A 16,082-nucleotide genomic window follows, 5' to 3' on the forward strand; every position below is an offset into this window, starting at 1 on the left:
TCCCGCACCACGGAAATCCTCCCGTGGATCACCATGGCAACGGTTGCCCGTCGCGGAAGAACCCGCCGGTCGGCCCGCTGTCGGGCAGGTCCGCCGCCCACAACACGCTGCGCGCCCCCTCGGCGACCGGCCGCCCTCCCGGGCCGCCCATGTCGGTCGCCACCCAGCCGGGGCAGACGGCGTTGACCAGGATGCCGTCCCCGCGCAGCTCGGCGGCGAGCATCCTGGTCAGCGCGTTCAGCGCCGTCTTCGACACCGCGTACGCGGGCGTGCCACCCTCCATGGAGGCCAGCGAGCCCAGCTCGCTGGAGACGTTCACGATCCGCCCGTGCGCGCCGCGGCGCAGCAGCGGCAGCAGGGCGAGCGTGACCCGCCAGGCGCCCAGCAGGTTCGTCTCCAGCGCCTCCGACACCACGCCCAGGTCCGCGTCACCGGCCCGCTGCCAGGTGTCGTAGTGGATGGCGGCGTTGTTGACCAGCACATCGACCCGCCCGTGGCTCTCCTCCAGCTCCCGCGCCAATTCGGCCGCCGACCGCTCGTCGGCCACGTCGAGCCGCCGCGCGAGCACGTCGCCGCCGATCCCGGCCGCGGCCTTGGCCGCCTTGTCCTCGTCCCTGGCGGTCAGCACGACGGTGTCGCCGGCCGCCGCGAGCTGCCTGACCACCTCCAGCCCGATCCCCCGATTGGCTCCCGTGACCACGCAGATCCGGTCCACCCTCACGTCCCCCTCAACGTCTCACGCCGGCGGCGCAGGAACTCCCGCTCGACGTCGTTGCCCGCGCGGGAGATCGCCTCGTCGTACGCCCGCGCCGCCTCCCCGTCGCGTCCCAGCCGCCGCAGCAGGTCGGCCCGTACGGCGTGGAACAGGTAATAGCCTGTCACCTCCAGTCCCTCGACCAGCGCAAGCCCCGCCCCCGCGCCGTCCACCTCGGCCACCGCCACCGCGCGGTGCAGCGCCACGACCGGCCCCGGCGTCAACGCCAGCAGCAGGTCGTAGAGCTGCACGATCTGCCCCCAGTCGGTCTCCCCCGCGCTCGCCGCGTCGCCGTGCACGGCGTTGATCGCCGCCTGCACCTGGTAGGGCCCCGGCTGCCCGCGCCGCAGGCACCGCCGTACGATCGCCTGCCCCTCCTCGACCAGCGCCCGGTCCCAGAGCGTACGGTCCTGCTCGGCCAGCGGCACCAGCTCACCGCCGTCGCCCCTGGTCCTGGCCGCCCGGCGCGAGTCGATGAGCAACATCAGCGCCAGCAGCCCCCACACCTCGGCCTCGTCCGGCATCAGCTCGGCCAGCAGCCGTCCGAGCCGGACGGCCTCCGCGCACAGGTCCTCCCGGACCAGCCGCTCACCCGAACTGGCCGTGTAGCCCTCGTTGAAGATCAGGTAGACCACGGCCAGCACCGCGCGCAGCCGGTCCGGCAGGTCGGCCGCCTCCGGCACCCGGTACGGGATCCCCACCTGCCGGATCTTGTCCTTGGCCCTGACCAGCCGCTGGGCCAACGTGGCCGTCGGAACCAGGAAGGCGTGCGCGATCTCGGCCGTCGTCAGCCCGCCGAGCAGCCGCAACGTGAGCGCCACCCGCGCGGGCGCGGCGAGCGCCGGATGGCAGCAGGTGAAGATCAACCGCAGCCGCTCGTCCCGTACGGCCCCCTCCTCGGCGGGCTCGTCCTGGGCGTGCAGCAGCGCCGCCTGCACGTGCTTGCCGTGGCGGCCCGACTCCCTGCGCAGCCGGTCGACGGCCCGGTTCCGGGCGGTCGTGATGATCCACCCGGCCGGGCTCGGCGGCGTCCCCTGCTCCGGCCACAGCCGGACCGCGACCGCGAACGCCTCCTGCACCGCCTCCTCGGCGACGTCGATGTCCCCGAACACGCGGACGAGCACCGCCACCGCGCGGCCGTACTCCTCCCGGAAGACCCGTTCGACCTGCTCAGACACCCTTGCCCTCCCCTGCGCCCGGCACGGACGGGGAAGCCCCGGCGGGCCGCCCCCGGACAGCGAACGGCTCCCGGGGGCGGCAACCCCCGGGAGCCGTCACGCGGGCCGGTCAGCGCTGGATCGGCGCGACCACGACCTCGACGCGCTGGAACTCCTTGATGTCGGAGTAGCCGGTGGAGGCCATCGTCCGCTTGAGCGCGCCCATCAGGTTCATCGAGCCGTCGGCCACGCTGGAGGGCCCGTGGAGGATCTGCTCCAGGGTGCCGACCGTGCCGAACTCCACGCGACGGCCGCGCGGCAGGTCGGGGTGGTGGGCCTCGGAGCCCCAGTGGAAGCCGTGGCCGGGGGCCTCGGCGGCCCTGGCCAGCGGCGAGCCCACCATGACGGCGTCGGCGCCGCAGGCGATGGCCTTGGCGATGTCGCCCGAGGTGCCCATGCCGCCGTCGGCGATCACGTGCACGTACCGGCCGCCGGACTCGTCCATGTAGTCGCGCCGCGCCGCCGCCACGTCGGAGATCGCGGTCGCCATCGGCACCGCCACGCCCAGCACGTTGCGGGTGGTGTGGGAGGCGCCGCCGCCGAAGCCCACCAGCACGCCCGCGGCGCCCGTGCGCATCAGGTGCAGCGCCGCGGTGTACGTGGCGCAGCCGCCCACGATGACCGGCACGTCGAGCTCGTAGATGAACTGCTTGAGGTTGAGCGGCTCGGCGCGGCCCGAGACGTGCTCGGCCGACACCGTCGTGCCGCGGATGACGAAGATGTCCACCCCGGCGTCGATCACGGCCTTGTGGTACTGGACCGTGCGCTGCGGCGACAGGCGGACGGCCGTCGTCACCCCGGACGCCCGGATCTCCTCGATCCTGCGCCCGATCAGCTCTTCCTTGATCGGCGCGTCGTAGATCTCCTGGAGCCGCCTGGTCGCGGCCGCGGCGTCGAGCTCGGCGCACTCCTCCAGCAGCGGCGACGGGTCCTCGTAGCGCGTCCAGAGACCTTCGAGGTCGAGCGGCGCGAGGCCGCCGAGCCGGCCGATCTCGATCGCGGTGGCGGGCGAGACCACGCTGTCCATGGGGGCGACGACAACGGGCAGCTCGAACCGGTAGGCGTCGATCTGCCAGGCGATCGAGACCTCTTCCGGGTCACGGGTGCGGCGCGAGGGCACGAGCCCGATCTCGTCGAGCGCGTACGCCCTCCGCCCGGTCTTGCCCCGCCCGATCTCCACCTGCTGAGTCATGAACTTACCTTCTGTGATAGTTCGGAGCTTCCACGGTCATCTGGATGTCGTGGGGGTGGCTCTCCTTGAGCCCCGCTGCCGTGATCGGCATGAGCTCGCAGTCGGTGTGCATCTGCCCGATCGTGCGGCACCCCGCGTACCACATGCCCTGGCGCAGCCCGCCGATGAGCTGGTGGGCGACGGCCGCGACCGGCCCGCGGTAGGGCACCTGACCCTCGATGCCCTCGGGGATGTACTTGTCGTCGCCGCCGACGTCGGCCTGCGCGTAGCGGTCCTTGCTGAAGGAGGTGCCGCCGCGCTCGCGGTTGCGCACCGCGCCGAGCGACCCCATGCCCCGGTACGACTTGAACTGCTTGCCGTTGATGAAGATCAGCTCACCCGGCGACTCCTCGCACCCGGCGAGCAGCGAGCCCAGCATGACCGTGTCGGCGCCGGCCGCGATGGCCTTGACGATGTCGCCCGAGTACTGGAGGCCGCCGTCGCCGATCACCGGCACCCTGGCCGGCGCGCATGCCTTGGACGCCTCGTGGATCGCGGTCACCTGCGGCGCGCCCACTCCGGCCACCACGCGGGTGGTGCAGATCGAGCCCGGCCCGACGCCCACCTTGACCGCGTCGGCGCCCGCGTCGACCAGCATCTGCGCACCCACCCTGGTCGCGATGTTGCCGCCGATGACCTGGACCTTGCTGTTGGCCTTGAGCTTGGCGATCATGTCGGCCAGGCCCTTGGAGTGGCCGTGGGCCACGTCCACCACGACGACGTCGACGCCGGCCTCGATCAGCGCCTTGGCGCGCAGCTCGGCGTCGCCGCCCACGCCCACCGCCGCGCCGACCAGCAGGCGGCCGTCGGCGTCCTTGGTGGACAGCGGGTATTGCTCGCTCTTGGTGAAGTCCTTGACCGTGATGAGGCCGCGCAGCCTGCCGTCGGGGTCGACGAGGGGCAGCTTCTCGATCTTGTTCTGCCGCAGGAGCGCGAACGCCTCGTCACGCGACACCCCCACCGGGGCGGTGACCAGCGGCATCTTGGTCATGACCTCGCGTACGGGGCGGGTCTGGTCGCTCTCGAAGCGCATGTCGCGGTTGGTCACGATGCCGACCAGCGTGCCCGACACGTCCGTCACCGGCACCCCGGAGATCCGGTACGTCGCGCAAAGCCGTTCGACGTCGGCGAGCGTGTCGTCGGGGCTGCAGGTCACCGGGTTGGTCACCATCCCGGCCTCGGACCGCTTGACCAGATCGACCTGCTGGGCCTGCTCCTCGACCGACAGGTTGCGGTGGAGGATGCCGATGCCGCCCTGGCGGGCCATGGCGACCGCCATGCGGGCCTCGGTCACGGTGTCCATGGCCGCGGAGACCAGCGGGATGGACAGCGTGATCTCCCGTGACAGGCGGGACCCGGTGTCGGCCTCCCCTGGTTGCAGGTCGGAATAGCCGGGCACCAGCAGCACGTCATCGAAGGTCAAACCCATCTCGGTGAACTTGGACATGCCTCGGCCCCCTCCTGACCTCTGCGCTGATTGGAACAAGTCTAGGGCCTGCCTCCAAAACGCGACGAAGCCGGGAGTGCCAAGGCCCCCAGGCCCCTCGCACTCCCGGCTCCGCCGCCCCGGGACGCACCCCGGAACGTAAAGAAGTGCCGGGGGACGGGACGTTCGGTGATCCGTCCCGTCCCCCGGCCACCGGCACCCAGGCCGGGCAGCGCGTTTCACGCCACCGAACCCCCCTCCGCGTCCTGATGGCGGCTGCTGCCCAGCCCCGCTTCAGGGTGCCGACGCTAGGTAAAGCCTGCGTTACTCACCGGCACAACGCAATGTGAAAACGTGCAATTGCACGAAGTTGCACGCGGCGCCGCCGATTCCCGGCAAGCCCCGGACACGAACGCGCTCTGGAGTTATCCTCGCGGCACGCCCGTGTCCCCCCGACGGAGCCGCCCATAATGCATAACCAGCCCCGGCGCGTTGCAGAGCCGTTCGAGACGCTGGGCCTCGACCCGGCGCAGTCCGCCCTGTACACAGCGGTGCTGCGCCTGCACAAGGCCACGCGGACCGACCTCGCGCAGGCCATGGACGGCCCCGTGGAGAAGGTGGGGCGTCAGCTCGACGACCTGGTCAGGCTGGGCGTGGTCGACGAGCAGTCCGGCGAGTACCTGGCCAGGCATCCGGCCGCGGCGCTCGGCCGGGTCATCGCCGAGCGGCTCGACCGGCTGGCCGAGGAGAGCCGCAGGATCGACTCGGCGCTCGGCTCCATCCGCGGCCTGATCCGCGACTACGACGCCGGCCGCAATTATCAGAGCGGGACATTCCCCGTGGAGATGGCGAACGGCGCGGACGTCCTCTACGAGAGCGTCGTCGGCATAGCACTGCAATCACCGCCGATGGAGTTGTTGACCGCGATCCCCGACGAGCGCACAATGGCAGATTTTGTTCGCAAATTTGCGGACCCATGGATTGATGCGCAGAAACGACAACTGCTCAGCGTCGAAGTGATCGTCCCGGTCTCCACTCTGGGCCTGCCGGGCGTACGCCATCAGCTCACCCGGCTCCTGGACACGGGCGGCAAGGTGCGCACCCTCGACCGGGTGCCGAGCTGGTTCATGACGGCCGGGCCCGAGGTCGCCGGCCTGCCCGCCCTGTGGGGCGGCAACCTGCCCGACCACGCCTACAACTTCTATCTCGTACGCACCCCGATCGTCGTCGGCATGCTGCGCACGCTGTTCCAGGAGTTGTGGGGCCGGGCCGTGTCCCTCCCCTGGGGCCACCGGGGCGACGGGATGGTCCAGGTGTTGCGCCTGGCCGCGCAGGGTGTGTGCGACGACTCCATCGCCCGCCAGCTCGGCGTCTCGGTCCGCACCGTACGCGCGAGGTTCGCCGACGCCATGGCCGAGCTGGGCGCCCAGTCGCGCTTCCACGCCGGCGTGGAAGCCGCCAGGCGGGGATGGCTCGGCTAATACTCTACGCCGGGGCCGCTTCGGTCATATGGTGGGAAGGTGCTGGAAGACGTCCCCCGCGACCCGTTCGCGGACGACCCGAACGACCCGTCCTCGGCGATGGGCGCTCTCGACGACGCCGAGCCACTCACCGCGGCCGAGCGCGACGAGGCCATCACCGACCTGGCAGACGTCGAGGTCTTTCGCTCCCTGCTCGAACCGCAGGGCGTGCTCGGCCTCGTGCTCGACTGCCCCGAGTGCGGCGAGCAGCACTTCTTCGACTGGGAGCTGCTGCGCGGCAACCTTCGCCAGATGATCGAGAAAGGCCAGCCGCAGGTGCACGAGCCGGCCTTCCATCCCGATCCCGCCGACTATGTCAGCTGGGAGTACGCCCGAGGCTACGTCGACGGCGTCATCGACACCGAGGAGCGCCGCTGATCGACCTCCGGGACGACCTCTGATTCTGAGACGTCGTCCAGCAGCGCGCCCAGCAACCTCACCGCAGGGTCGGACGAGTCCCGCGCCCGGCCCCGTGCGACCGCGTCGAGCAACGCGTCGGTCTGGAGCAGGTCAAGCGCATGGAGCTCGTCCTCCGGCGTCAAGCCGACTCCAGCTCGGCCATCTGCCGCAACCTGGCCAGCGCCCGATGCTGGGCGACGCGGACCGCTCCTGGTGACATACCGAGTACATTACCGGTCTCCTCGGCGGACAGCCCCGAGACCACCCGCAACAGCAGCAACTCCCGCTGGTTGTCGGGCAGCCTGGCCAGCAGCCTGCGTGCGTGCTCGACCTCGATGTAGCGGACCACCGTCTCCTCGGGCCCAGGGCCGTCGTCGGGCCCGTCGGGCAGATCCTGGGTGGGCACGGCCGAGCGCACCGAACTGCGCAGCGCGTCGGCCACCTTGTGCGAGGCGATCCCGAACACGAAGGACGCGAAAGGCCGCCCCATGTCCCGGTATCGCGGCAACGCGGACAACACCGCGATGCACACCTCCTGGGCTACGTCATCGGCAATGTGATATTGCCCAGAAACCCTGCCCAGCCTGGCGCGGCAATACCGCACCACCATGGGACGCAACTCCCCGAGCAAGGATTCGATCGCACTGCGATCTCCCTGCACGGCGAGGCTCGTCAGTTCCCTTAGGTCGGAGTCATCCGTCCGTGCCGGAAGTCTCGACGCGAGCCTTACCCCAATTTTGGCGTCGGCGACGCTTCCCTCGCTCACGATAGGCATGATGCCCGCACTGATCCGGCCTGTCGTCATGGCGAACGGCTACGGATTGGTCACATTGAAGCGACGATAACCAACAGTAATCAAACGACCACACTAAGCCTTAAGAGCTGACATAATGTTTCACTCCATAACCCATAATGCGCGACAATTGCCAGCACCTGACGCTTAACCGTCACTCCCGGTTTACTCCGATATTCCACCTTTTCCCCCCACTTTTCCACGCCCCCGCCCCCTCTGCCCCCACCCGTCCCACGGGGCATTTCCCCCCTCAGAAACCACTCAGGAGCGCACCCAGACCAGCGGAACCACTGAGGCCGTCCGGGCGCGGGGCGCGGGGCGAACCCGTCCAAGGGGGCCGGGAGCGCCGCCGACCCACACCAGAGCGAGCCAGTGCGGGCTGTACGCGGCGCTGCGGCAAACCCGCCCCACAGGGCCGGGAACGCCGACGGCCCGCACCGGAGGGAACCAGTACGGGCCGTACGGGGCGCGGGGCGACCCGCTCAAGACCCCGGGAACGCCGACGGCCCGCGCCGGGGGGAACCGGTGCGGGCCGTACAGGCGCGGGGGAAGAGGCGGGTCAGTGACCGTGGCCGTGGCCGTGGCCCTGGCCGCCGGCCGGAGCCTCATCCTCAGGCTTGTCCACGACGAGCGCCTCGGTCGTCAGGAGCATGCCCGCGATCGAAGCGGCGTTCTGCACCGCGGAGCGCGTGACCTTGACCGGGTCGATGACGCCCTGGGCGATCAGGTCGACGTACTCGCCGGTCGCGGCGTTGAGACCCTGGCCGGCGGGCAGCTCGGCGACCTTGTGGGTCACCACGTAGCCCTCCAGGCCGGCGTTCTCGGCGATCCAGCGGGCCGGCTCGACCAGCGCGCGGCGCACGACGCCGACGCCGGTGGCCTCGTCGCCCGTCAGGCCGAGGTCGTCGAGCTCCTTGCCCACGTGGATCAGGGCCGAGCCACCGCCGGAGACGATGCCCTCCTCGATCGCGGCGCGGGTCGCGGAGATCGCGTCCTCGAGACGGTGCTTCTTCTCCTTCAGCTCCACCTCGGTGGCGGCGCCGACACGCAGCACGCACACACCGCCGGCGAGCTTGGCCAGGCGCTCCTGCAGCTTCTCGCGGTCCCAGTCGGAGTCGGACTGCTCGATGGCAATCTTGATCTCCTTGACGCGGTCCTCGATGGCCTGCTGGTCACCGGCGCCGTCGACGATGGTCGTGGCGTCCTTGGTGACGACGACGCGGCGGGCCGTGCCGAGCACCTCGAGGCCGACGTGCTCCAGCTTGAGCCCGACTTCCTCGCTGACGACCTGGCCGCCGGTGAGGATGGCCATGTCCTGGAGCATCGCCTTGCGGCGGTCACCGAAGCCCGGGGCCTTGACGGCCACGGAGGTGAAGGTGCCGCGGATCTTGTTGGTGACCAGGACGGCCAGGGCCTCGCCCTCGACGTCCTCGGCGACCACGAGCAGCGGCTTCTTGGTCTGGGCGACCTTCTCCAGCAGCGGCAGGAAGTCGGCGATGGAGGAGATCTTGCCCTGGGTGAGCAGGATGTACGCGTCCTCGAGGACGGACTCCATGCGCTCGGGGTCGGTCACCATGTACGCCGACAGGTAGCCCTTGTCGAACTGCATGCCCTCGGTGAACTCGAGCTCCATGCCCATGGCGTTGGACTCTTCGACGGTGAGGACACCGTCCTTGCCCACCTTGTCGAACGCCTCGGCGATCAGCTCGCCGATCTTGGCGTCCTGGGCGGAGATGGTGGCGACGTTGGCGATCTCCTTCTTGTCGCCCACCTCGCGCGCGCTGGCCAGCAGCCGGTCGCTGATCTCCTTGGCGGCCTTGTCGATGCCACGCTTGAGCGACAGCGGCGAGGCGCCGGCGGCCACGTTGCGCAGGCCCTCGCGGACCATCGCCTGGGCCAGCACGGTGGCGGTGGTGGTGCCGTCACCCGCGATGTCGTTGGTCTTGGTGGCAACTTCCTTGGCGAGCTGGGCGCCGAGGTTCTCGTAGCGCTCCTCCAGCTCGATCTCACGAGCGATGGTCACACCGTCGTTCGTGATCGTCGGCGCACCGAACTTCTTGTCGATGACGACGTTGCGGCCACGCGGGCCGAGGGTTACCTTCACGGCGTCCGCGAGGGCGTTGACACCGCGCTCAAGCGCGCGGCGGGCGTCCTCGTTGAACTCCAGGATCTTCGCCATTGCTGAAAGTCCTCTCCTGGCGTCGAAAGCCCCGGCCGCCCTCAAGAGCGCCCGGGGCCCGACACAACCGGCCTACTACTTCTCGATGATCGCGAGAACGTCGCGGGCGGAGAGCACGAGGTACTCCTCGCCGCCGTACTTGACCTCGGTGCCGCCGTACTTGCTGTAGAGGACGATGTCGCCCTCGGAGACGTCAAGCGGAATCCGCTTGTCGCCGTCCTCATCCCAGTTGCCCGGGCCCACCGCGAGGACCTTGCCCTCCTGCGGCTTCTCCTTGGCGGTGTCCGGGATGACCAGTCCGGAAGCGGTGGTCTGCTCTGCCTCAAGCGGCTGAACCACAATGCGGTCGCCGAGCGGCTTAACGGGAACCTTGGTGGCGGTCGTCACGATCGGACCTCCCCTTCAGATTTGAATGATCTAGAAGAGGCGACCAGCTGGGCCTGCCGTCGCGGGTGTCAGACCTGCCTCGTCGCACGTTGGCACTCTCAAGGTGAGAGTGCCAACAGGAAACATATGCAAGAGGGGCTTGACAGTCAACACGAACTCGTCTGCTCAGAGCGATCAGACGTAGGAGCCTTCGACCAGATCGGCCACCACACCGGGGCGGGAGGGGTTCCAGCCGAGCTCCGCGCGCGTGCGTGTCGCGCTGATGCGCTGGCTGAGCGCCAGGGCCTCGGCGAAGCCCGTTCCCAGCGTCTGGGCGGCCTCGGCCAGCGGCCAGGGCTCTGCCTGCGGCTTTACGCCGGCGGACCGGGCCGCCGCCTCGGCCACGGACGCGACCTGCACGGCCTCTTCGCTGATGCCGTGGTAGACCCGCGCCCCGCCCTTCTCCAGGACGGCGACGACGAGGTCGGCCAGGTCCTCGACGTGCACGAACGTCCAGGTGGGCGACTCGCCGTCGGCGGTGACGTACACGCCGGTGCCGCGCTCGGCGGCCTGGGCGCGCAGCAGGGCCGGGATGCCCGCGCCGCGCCCGTGGACGACGCCGGGCCGGATCACCGAGCCGCCGCCGTCGAGGATCAGCCGCTCCAGCTCGTGCCGGTACGCCACGAGCGGAATCGGGTCGGCCGGGCTGTCCTCGTGCCCGTCCACGGTGGCGCCCAGCACCCACACGCCGCTGGTGAAGACGACCTTCCTGCCCGACGCCGCGAGCACGCCGGCCGCGGCGAGGTCGGTCTCCCGGTCGCCGCTGAGGTTGGCGGCGACCACGACCGCGTCGATGTCCGGGGTGATCGCTGCGGCCAGGGCCGCGGCGTCGGCCAGGTCCCCGTGGCGCTCGTCGGCCACGCCGGGCACCCGCTTGGCGCCGTCGGCGGCGGGCCGCACCAGGACGGCCACCTCGTGTCCCTGCTCGGCCAGCCGCTCGACGACCGCGCCGCCGATGTACCCCGTCGCGCCCAGCACTAGCACCTTCATGACGATCCCACCTTGAAAATTTCTACGTTGAACATTTCGACGTCGTGGACAGTACCGTACGACCTCCAACATTTCAACGTCGAAGCTTTGGTAGGCTGAACCACGTGGATGACGCGGTCGACGAGATACTCGGACAGTGGGCACGGACACGGCCCGACGTCGACGTGTCCCCGATGGGCGTGATCGGCCGGGTCTCGCGCGCCTCCCGCCTGCTGGAGCGCGGCGTGAAGGACTTCTTCGCCGAGCACGGGCTGGAGGCGTGGGAGTTCGACATGCTGGCCACGCTCCTGCGCAGCGGCGCCGACGCCACGATGTGCATGAAGGACCTGTCCTCCTCCGCCATGGTCAGCCCGGGCGCGCTCACCAACCGGATGGACCACCTGGTCAAGCGCGGCCTGGTCGACCGCTGGCCCGCGCCGAACAACCGCCGTATGACATTGGTCGCCCTCACCGAGGAGGGCAGGAGGGTCGCCGACGAGATGCTCGTCCTGCACGCCGCCAACGAGGAACGGCTGCTCGCCGGCCTGCCGGAGGAGGAGCGCGAGGCCCTGGCCGGGCTGCTGCGCAAGCTTCTGGTGTCCCTCGGCGACACCTCTTTGTGAGCGGAGCGCGTACATGGATCTCGACGCGTTCGGCGAGCTGCTGACCCCGCGCGGGCAGCGGGCACTGGCGGAGGCCGCGGAGCTGGCCGGGGCCGACCCGGTCGCCGCGGCGACCCGGCTGCGCCGCACCTACGACGCGGCGCTCACCTCCGCCGCGCTCACGCAGGCGGCGCTGCGGGAACGCGCCAGGGCGAAGTTCGGCGCCGACGCCGAGGCGATGTACTTCACACCGCACGGCCTGGAACAGTCCACCCGCAAGGAGGTCGCCGCCCACCGCGCCCGGCGCATGGGCGGCGGCGCGCGGGTGATCGACGCGTGCTGCGGCGTCGGCGGCGACCTCCTGGCGCTCGCCCGCGCCGGTTGCGACGTCGACGCCGTCGACCTCGACCCGCTGACCGTCGCCGTGGCCAGGGCCAACGCCGACGCGCTCGGGCTGGCCGACCGGGTGCGGGTCTCCGTGGGCGACGCGGCGCAGGTCCGGCCCGAGGAGTACGACGCGCTGTTCGCCGACCCGGCCCGGCGCAGCGGCAAGGGCCGCACGTTCGACCCCATGGCCTACTCGCCGCCCTGGCCGGTCGTGCTCGACCTGGTCGCGCGGGCCCCGCGGGCGTGCCTGAAGGTCGCCCCCGGCATCCCGTACGAGTTCATCCCCGAGGACGCCGAGGCCGAGTGGGTGTCGTACAAGGGCGAGGTCAAGGAGGCCACCCTGTGGACCGGCCCCGGCATCGGGGTCGCCCGCCGTGCCACCCTGCTGCCCACCGGCCACACCCTGGCCGCCACGGGGGTCGAGGCCCCCGTCGGCCCGATGGGACGTTACGTCTACGAGCCCGACGGCGCGGCGATCCGGGCCCATCTCGTGGGCGAGGTGGCTGAAATGATCAACGGCCGCCTGGCCGACCCCATGATCGCCTACATCACCGCCGACGAGCCGGCCGACACCCCTTGGGCCACCGGATACGAGGTGGACGAGGTCATGCCGTTCTCGCTGAAAAGGCTCCGCGCGGCTCTCCGCGAACGCCGGATCGGGAACGTCACCATCAAGAAGCGCGCCTCCGCGATCGACATCGAGCGCCTGCGGACCGACCTCCGACTTTCCGGCGACAAATCCGGCATCGTCATTCTGACCCGCATTCTTGATAAACCTTCGGTTCTCATCTGCAACCCCATCTCACCTGCTTGAACAATCCAAAGCGGTCATTCTTCCGCTAAATACGATCTTTCACTTCGGCCCTGCCGGACGTTGATCGAAAGGCTAAGGTTGACGGGCGGGAGTTCTCCCCCTTATGCGGTAACCCGCGTACTCGCCCTTTCATCTGCAAACCGGACCTATCCCACCGCTGCGCGGCAGACCGTCGGCGAGCGAAGGAGCCTTTCGGTGGACCATTCCAACCACACCACCCTTCTTCAGGCGGGCGGCCAGTCCGCCATCTCCGAGAGGATGCGAGACCTCCTCGCGCGTGCCGCCCAGGACCACGTCTACGAGCAGCGCACCCAGGGAGCCGTCCTCGACGAGATCCGCCAGCGCCTTGAAGGCATGGAGTGGCTGCTGCGCGAGGTGCGCGAACGCGAGCTGGGCGGCCTGAGCGGCACCCTCGAATCGGTGAGCGGGCGGCTCGACGAGATCACCGCCAAGCCGCCGATGTGGGCCGAGGGCCTGGCCCAGCACGTCGAGGCCGTACGCGACCACGTGGACGCCGTCGGGGAGAAGATCGGCCACGTCGACGCCCGGGTCGCGCCGGTGGCCGAGCTGCCGAGCCTGTGGGCGGACCTGGGCACCGTGGGCGAGGCCGTGGACGAGGCGCTCAAACGCCTCCAGTCCGTGCTCGACACCACCGACGGCATCACCCAGGGCATGTCCGACTTCGCCACCAAGCTGACGCAGCTCAACTCCAGCATGGAGGCCGCGGCCAGCCGCTTCACCCGGCTCGACAAGTCGGTCGCCGACCTGTCGGGCCGTACCGAACGGGTCGAGAGCGCGGTCGGCGGGCTGACCGAGAGCGTCGCCGCCGCGGCCGAACAGGCGGCGGTCAGGATCGACGCGGCCGAGCAGCGCCTGACCGCCCGGCTCGACGACGCCGACCTGCATCTCGCCGCCCGTCTCGACGAGGCCGACAAGCGCCTGGCGGGCCGCCTCGACGAGACCGACGAACGCCTGACCGCGCGGCTCGACCGCGCCGACGAGCGCGCCGCCGCCAGGCTCGACGAGGCCGACCAGCGGCTCACGGTCCGGCTGACCGACGTCGAGCAGCGGCTCACCGTCCGTCTCGACGAGTCCGACCGGCACCTCGCCGTGCAGCTCGGGGAGAGCGAGCAGCGGCTCACCGGGCGGCTCGACGGCGTCGACGCCCGGCTCGACCGGGTCGAGGGCCGGCTCAAGGGGCTCGACACCCGGCTCACCGGCTTCGACAGCAGGCTGGAGTCGGCCGACGAGTGCCTGGCCGACATCGACACCAGGCTCGACGGCCTCGACGGCCGCCTGGGCTCGCTCGACGAGCACGTGTCGGCCACCGACCAGCACCTCACCGAGACCGCCACCCGCAGCGAGGGCCGCTTCAACAAGCTCGACAACCAGATGGAGTCGATCGACGAGCGGCTGGTCGAGGCCGAGGAGCACCTGATCACCCGGTTCGACACCCTCGACGGCCAGTTCAGCGGCCTCGACAGCCGCTTCAACGGCCTCGGCACCCACCTCAACGGCCTGGCCACGCGGGCCGAGCAGGCCAGCGAGCACCTGGAGTCGGTCGACGACCGCGTCAAGGCCATGAACCAGCACGTCAGCCAGCTCCCCGCCGCCCTGGCCATCCCAGAGCGGGTGGGCGAGCTGATCCAGTCACAGGCCGGCGCCCAGGCCGACCGCCTGTCGGCCGCCGCCGACGCGCTGACCGAGCTGGTACGTTCCCGCCCCGACCGCGACGAGCTGAGCGAGACGGTCAGCGGCATCGTGCAGCCTGCCACCGACGACCTCACCAAGCGGCTGGCCGCGCTGGAGGAGACCATGCTGGCGCTGGCCGAGGCCCTGCTCCGGCCCACCAGGACGAAGGACTGAGCACCGCCCGGCGGCGGGGGAACGCCCCGCCGCCAGGGCTCAGACGTGGACCGTCGTGATCGGCAACGACGAGTCGGCCGGGATCTCCAGGGTCGAGGGCGTCACACCCGCCGCCACCAGGTCGGACCCCAGGGCGGCGACCATCGCGCCGTTGTCGGTGCACAACCCCGGCCGCGGCACCCGCAGCCGTACGCCCGCCGCGTCGCAACGTTCCTGGGCCAGCGCCCGCAGCCGCGAGTTGGCCGCCACGCCGCCGCCGATCAGCAGGTCGTGCACGTCGTACTTCTTGCACGCCTGCAACGCCTTGCGGGTCAGCACGTCGACCACGGCTTCCTGGAAGGAGGCGGCCACGTCGGGCACGTGGATGGACTGCCCGGACGCCTCGCGCGCCTCGACCCAGCGGGCCACGGCGGTCTTGAGGCCGGAGAAGGAGAAGTCGAGCGTGCCGTCGTCGATCTTGCCCCGGGGGAAGGCGACGGCGGTGCCCGAGCCCTCGCGGGCGGCCCGGTCGATGTGCGGGCCGCCGGGGAAGGGCAGGCCGAGCACCCGGGCCACCTTGTCGAACGCCTCGCCGGCCGCGTCGTCGACGGTCGAGCCGAGCGAGATCACGTCGTCGGCCACGTCGGGCACCAGCAGCAGCGAGGAGTGGCCGCCGGAGACCAGCATGGCGATGCACGGCTTGGGCAGCGGCCCGTGTTCGAGCTGGTCGACCGCCACGTGGGCGGCCAGGTGATTGACGCCGTAGAGCGGGACGCCGAGGCCCAGCGCGTACGACTTGGCGGCGGCCACGCCCACCAGCAGCGCCCCGGCCAGGCCCGGCCCGGCGGTGACGGCGATGGCGTCGATGTCGGAGAACTTGAGCCCGGCCTCGGCCAGCGCCGCTTCCACGGTCGGGGTCATGGCCTCCAGGTGCGCGCGGGAGGCGACCTCGGGCACCACGCCGCCGTACCTGGCGTGCTCGTCCATGCTGGAGGCGATGGTGTTGGCGAGGAGCGTGTGGCCTCTGACGATGCCGATGCCGGTCTCGTCGCAGGACGTCTCGATGCCCAGGACCAGGGGTGCGTCAGCCATCCAGCTTCCTTCTCATCATGATCGCGTCGGTGCCGTCGTCGTAGTAGCGGCGGCGGGTGCCGATCTCCTCGAACTCGAAATGCCGGTAGACGGCCTGGGCGCGCGGGTTGTCGGCGCGTACCTCCAGGAAGATCTCGCGCGCTCCCCTGCGCCCCGCCTCGGCCAGCAGCTCGGTCAGCATCGCGCTGCCGATGCCGGTGCCCTGGTGTTTCTCCAGCACGGCGATGGTCTGCACGTCGGCCTGGTCGGCCGCGGTGGCGATGCCGGCGTAGGCGACGATCTCGTCGTCGACCAGGGCCACCAGGTAGTGGCGCGAGCGTGGCATGTCGGCCAGCTCGCCGCGCATCATGCCCTCGCTCCAGGCGTCGAGCGGGAACATGGCGCGTTCGATCGCCATGACCGCGGGTAGGTCGGCCTCGGTCATCGGC

Annotated in this window: 15 protein-coding genes; 5 read left to right on the forward strand and 10 right to left on the reverse strand. The window is 70.7% G+C overall.

Annotated features, from left to right (window positions below; genetic code table 11):
- Positions 1–28: 28 nt before the first annotated feature.
- The 4 genes from IEZ27_RS40210 to guaB all read right to left on the reverse strand — a co-directional run bounded on the left by IEZ27_RS40210 (position 29) and on the right by guaB (position 4,649).
- Complete coding sequence (locus IEZ27_RS40210) at positions 29–721, reverse strand: SDR family oxidoreductase (protein WP_189652074.1); 693 nt, start codon at positions 719–721, stop codon at positions 29–31.
- The gene (locus IEZ27_RS40215) at positions 718–1,932 is read right to left on the reverse strand and encodes an RNA polymerase sigma factor (RefSeq protein ID WP_189652075.1); all 1,215 of its coding nucleotides are present in this window, start codon (positions 1,930–1,932) and stop codon (positions 718–720) included. The genes IEZ27_RS40210 and IEZ27_RS40215 overlap by 4 nt, the downstream gene beginning before the upstream one ends.
- 109 nt (positions 1,933–2,041) lie before the next feature.
- On the reverse strand, positions 2,042–3,163 hold the full coding sequence (locus IEZ27_RS40220) for a GuaB3 family IMP dehydrogenase-related protein (RefSeq protein ID WP_185845133.1): 1,122 nt from the start codon (positions 3,161–3,163) through the stop codon (positions 2,042–2,044).
- A gap of 4 nt (positions 3,164–3,167) precedes the next feature.
- Positions 3,168–4,649: an IMP dehydrogenase gene (gene guaB / locus IEZ27_RS40225; RefSeq protein ID WP_189652076.1), complete on the reverse strand. Its 1,482-nt coding sequence runs from the start codon at positions 4,647–4,649 to the stop codon at positions 3,168–3,170.
- A gap of 449 nt (positions 4,650–5,098) precedes the next feature.
- Between guaB and IEZ27_RS40230 the strand changes: the two genes are divergently transcribed.
- Together IEZ27_RS40230 and IEZ27_RS40235 are read left to right on the forward strand one after the other, a co-directional pair.
- The gene (locus IEZ27_RS40230; protein ID WP_189652077.1) at positions 5,099–6,109 is read left to right on the forward strand and encodes a helix-turn-helix transcriptional regulator; all 1,011 of its coding nucleotides are present in this window, start codon (positions 5,099–5,101) and stop codon (positions 6,107–6,109) included.
- Positions 6,110–6,148: 39 nt separating this feature from the next.
- Positions 6,149–6,526 (forward strand): DUF5319 domain-containing protein, encoded by a 378-nt coding sequence (locus IEZ27_RS40235; RefSeq protein ID WP_090930411.1) that lies wholly within the window; start codon positions 6,149–6,151, stop codon positions 6,524–6,526.
- Between the two features lie 160 nt (positions 6,527–6,686).
- Here IEZ27_RS40235 and IEZ27_RS40240 read toward each other — a convergent pair whose 3' ends face one another.
- The 4 genes from IEZ27_RS40240 to IEZ27_RS40255 form a co-directional block, all read right to left on the reverse strand.
- The gene (locus IEZ27_RS40240) at positions 6,687–7,322 is read right to left on the reverse strand and encodes a sigma-70 family RNA polymerase sigma factor (protein ID WP_090930520.1); all 636 of its coding nucleotides are present in this window, start codon (positions 7,320–7,322) and stop codon (positions 6,687–6,689) included.
- Positions 7,323–7,899: 577 nt separating this feature from the next.
- Positions 7,900–9,519: a chaperonin GroEL gene (groL, locus tag IEZ27_RS40245; RefSeq protein WP_189652078.1), complete on the reverse strand. Its 1,620-nt coding sequence runs from the start codon at positions 9,517–9,519 to the stop codon at positions 7,900–7,902.
- Positions 9,520–9,594: 75 nt separating this feature from the next.
- Positions 9,595–9,906: a co-chaperone GroES gene (gene groES, locus IEZ27_RS40250; RefSeq protein ID WP_043623565.1), complete on the reverse strand. Its 312-nt coding sequence runs from the start codon at positions 9,904–9,906 to the stop codon at positions 9,595–9,597.
- A gap of 174 nt (positions 9,907–10,080) precedes the next feature.
- Positions 10,081–10,935, reverse strand: a complete 855-nt coding sequence (locus tag IEZ27_RS40255) for an NAD-dependent epimerase/dehydratase family protein (protein WP_189652079.1) — start codon at positions 10,933–10,935, stop codon at positions 10,081–10,083.
- A gap of 104 nt (positions 10,936–11,039) precedes the next feature.
- On the opposite strand from IEZ27_RS40255, the gene IEZ27_RS40260 reads away from it, so the two are divergent.
- The 3 genes from IEZ27_RS40260 (at position 11,040) to IEZ27_RS40270 (ending at position 14,583) form a co-directional block, all read left to right on the forward strand.
- Positions 11,040–11,537 (forward strand): MarR family winged helix-turn-helix transcriptional regulator, encoded by a 498-nt coding sequence (locus IEZ27_RS40260; RefSeq protein ID WP_229824776.1) that lies wholly within the window; start codon positions 11,040–11,042, stop codon positions 11,535–11,537.
- 13 nt (positions 11,538–11,550) lie between these two features.
- The gene (locus IEZ27_RS40265) at positions 11,551–12,717 is read left to right on the forward strand and encodes a class I SAM-dependent methyltransferase (protein WP_189652080.1); all 1,167 of its coding nucleotides are present in this window, start codon (positions 11,551–11,553) and stop codon (positions 12,715–12,717) included.
- Positions 12,718–12,912: 195 nt separating this feature from the next.
- Positions 12,913–14,583, forward strand: a complete 1,671-nt coding sequence (locus IEZ27_RS40270; protein WP_189652081.1) for a hypothetical protein — start codon at positions 12,913–12,915, stop codon at positions 14,581–14,583.
- 39 nt (positions 14,584–14,622) lie between these two features.
- On the opposite strand, the gene tsaD is transcribed toward IEZ27_RS40270, so the two are convergent.
- Together tsaD and rimI are read right to left on the reverse strand one after the other, a co-directional pair.
- Positions 14,623–15,654, reverse strand: a complete 1,032-nt coding sequence (gene tsaD / locus IEZ27_RS40275; protein WP_125644610.1) for a tRNA (adenosine(37)-N6)-threonylcarbamoyltransferase complex transferase subunit TsaD — start codon at positions 15,652–15,654, stop codon at positions 14,623–14,625.
- Complete coding sequence (rimI, locus tag IEZ27_RS40280; protein ID WP_125644612.1) at positions 15,647–16,078, reverse strand: ribosomal protein S18-alanine N-acetyltransferase; 432 nt, start codon at positions 16,076–16,078, stop codon at positions 15,647–15,649. The genes tsaD and rimI overlap by 8 nt, the downstream gene beginning before the upstream one ends.
- Positions 16,079–16,082 lie beyond the last annotated feature (4 nt).

Origin of the sequence: Nonomuraea spiralis (genome assembly GCF_014648435.1) — a bacterium.
GTDB lineage: Bacteria > Actinomycetota > Actinomycetes > Streptosporangiales > Streptosporangiaceae > Nonomuraea > Nonomuraea spiralis.

Excerpts from the sequence above, each read along its gene's own strand:
- IEZ27_RS40220 (WP_185845133.1), bottom strand. The coding sequence starts at position 3,163 with ATGACTCAGCAGGTGGAGATCGGGCGGGGCAAGACCGGGCGGAGGGCG.
- tsaD (WP_125644610.1), bottom strand. The coding sequence starts at position 15,654 with ATGGCTGACGCACCCCTGGTCCTGGGCATCGAGACGTCCTGCGACGAG.
- guaB (WP_189652076.1), bottom strand. The coding sequence starts at position 4,649 with ATGTCCAAGTTCACCGAGATGGGTTTGACCTTCGATGACGTGCTGCTG.
- IEZ27_RS40240 (WP_090930520.1), bottom strand. The coding sequence starts at position 7,322 with ATGCCTATCGTGAGCGAGGGAAGCGTCGCCGACGCCAAAATTGGGGTA.
- IEZ27_RS40255 (WP_189652079.1), bottom strand. The coding sequence starts at position 10,935 with ATGAAGGTGCTAGTGCTGGGCGCGACGGGGTACATCGGCGGCGCGGTC.
- IEZ27_RS40230 (WP_189652077.1), top strand. The coding sequence starts at position 5,099 with ATGCATAACCAGCCCCGGCGCGTTGCAGAGCCGTTCGAGACGCTGGGC.
- IEZ27_RS40265 (WP_189652080.1), top strand. The coding sequence starts at position 11,551 with ATGGATCTCGACGCGTTCGGCGAGCTGCTGACCCCGCGCGGGCAGCGG.
- groL (WP_189652078.1), bottom strand. The coding sequence starts at position 9,519 with ATGGCGAAGATCCTGGAGTTCAACGAGGACGCCCGCCGCGCGCTTGAG.
- rimI (WP_125644612.1), bottom strand. The coding sequence starts at position 16,078 with ATGACCGAGGCCGACCTACCCGCGGTCATGGCGATCGAACGCGCCATG.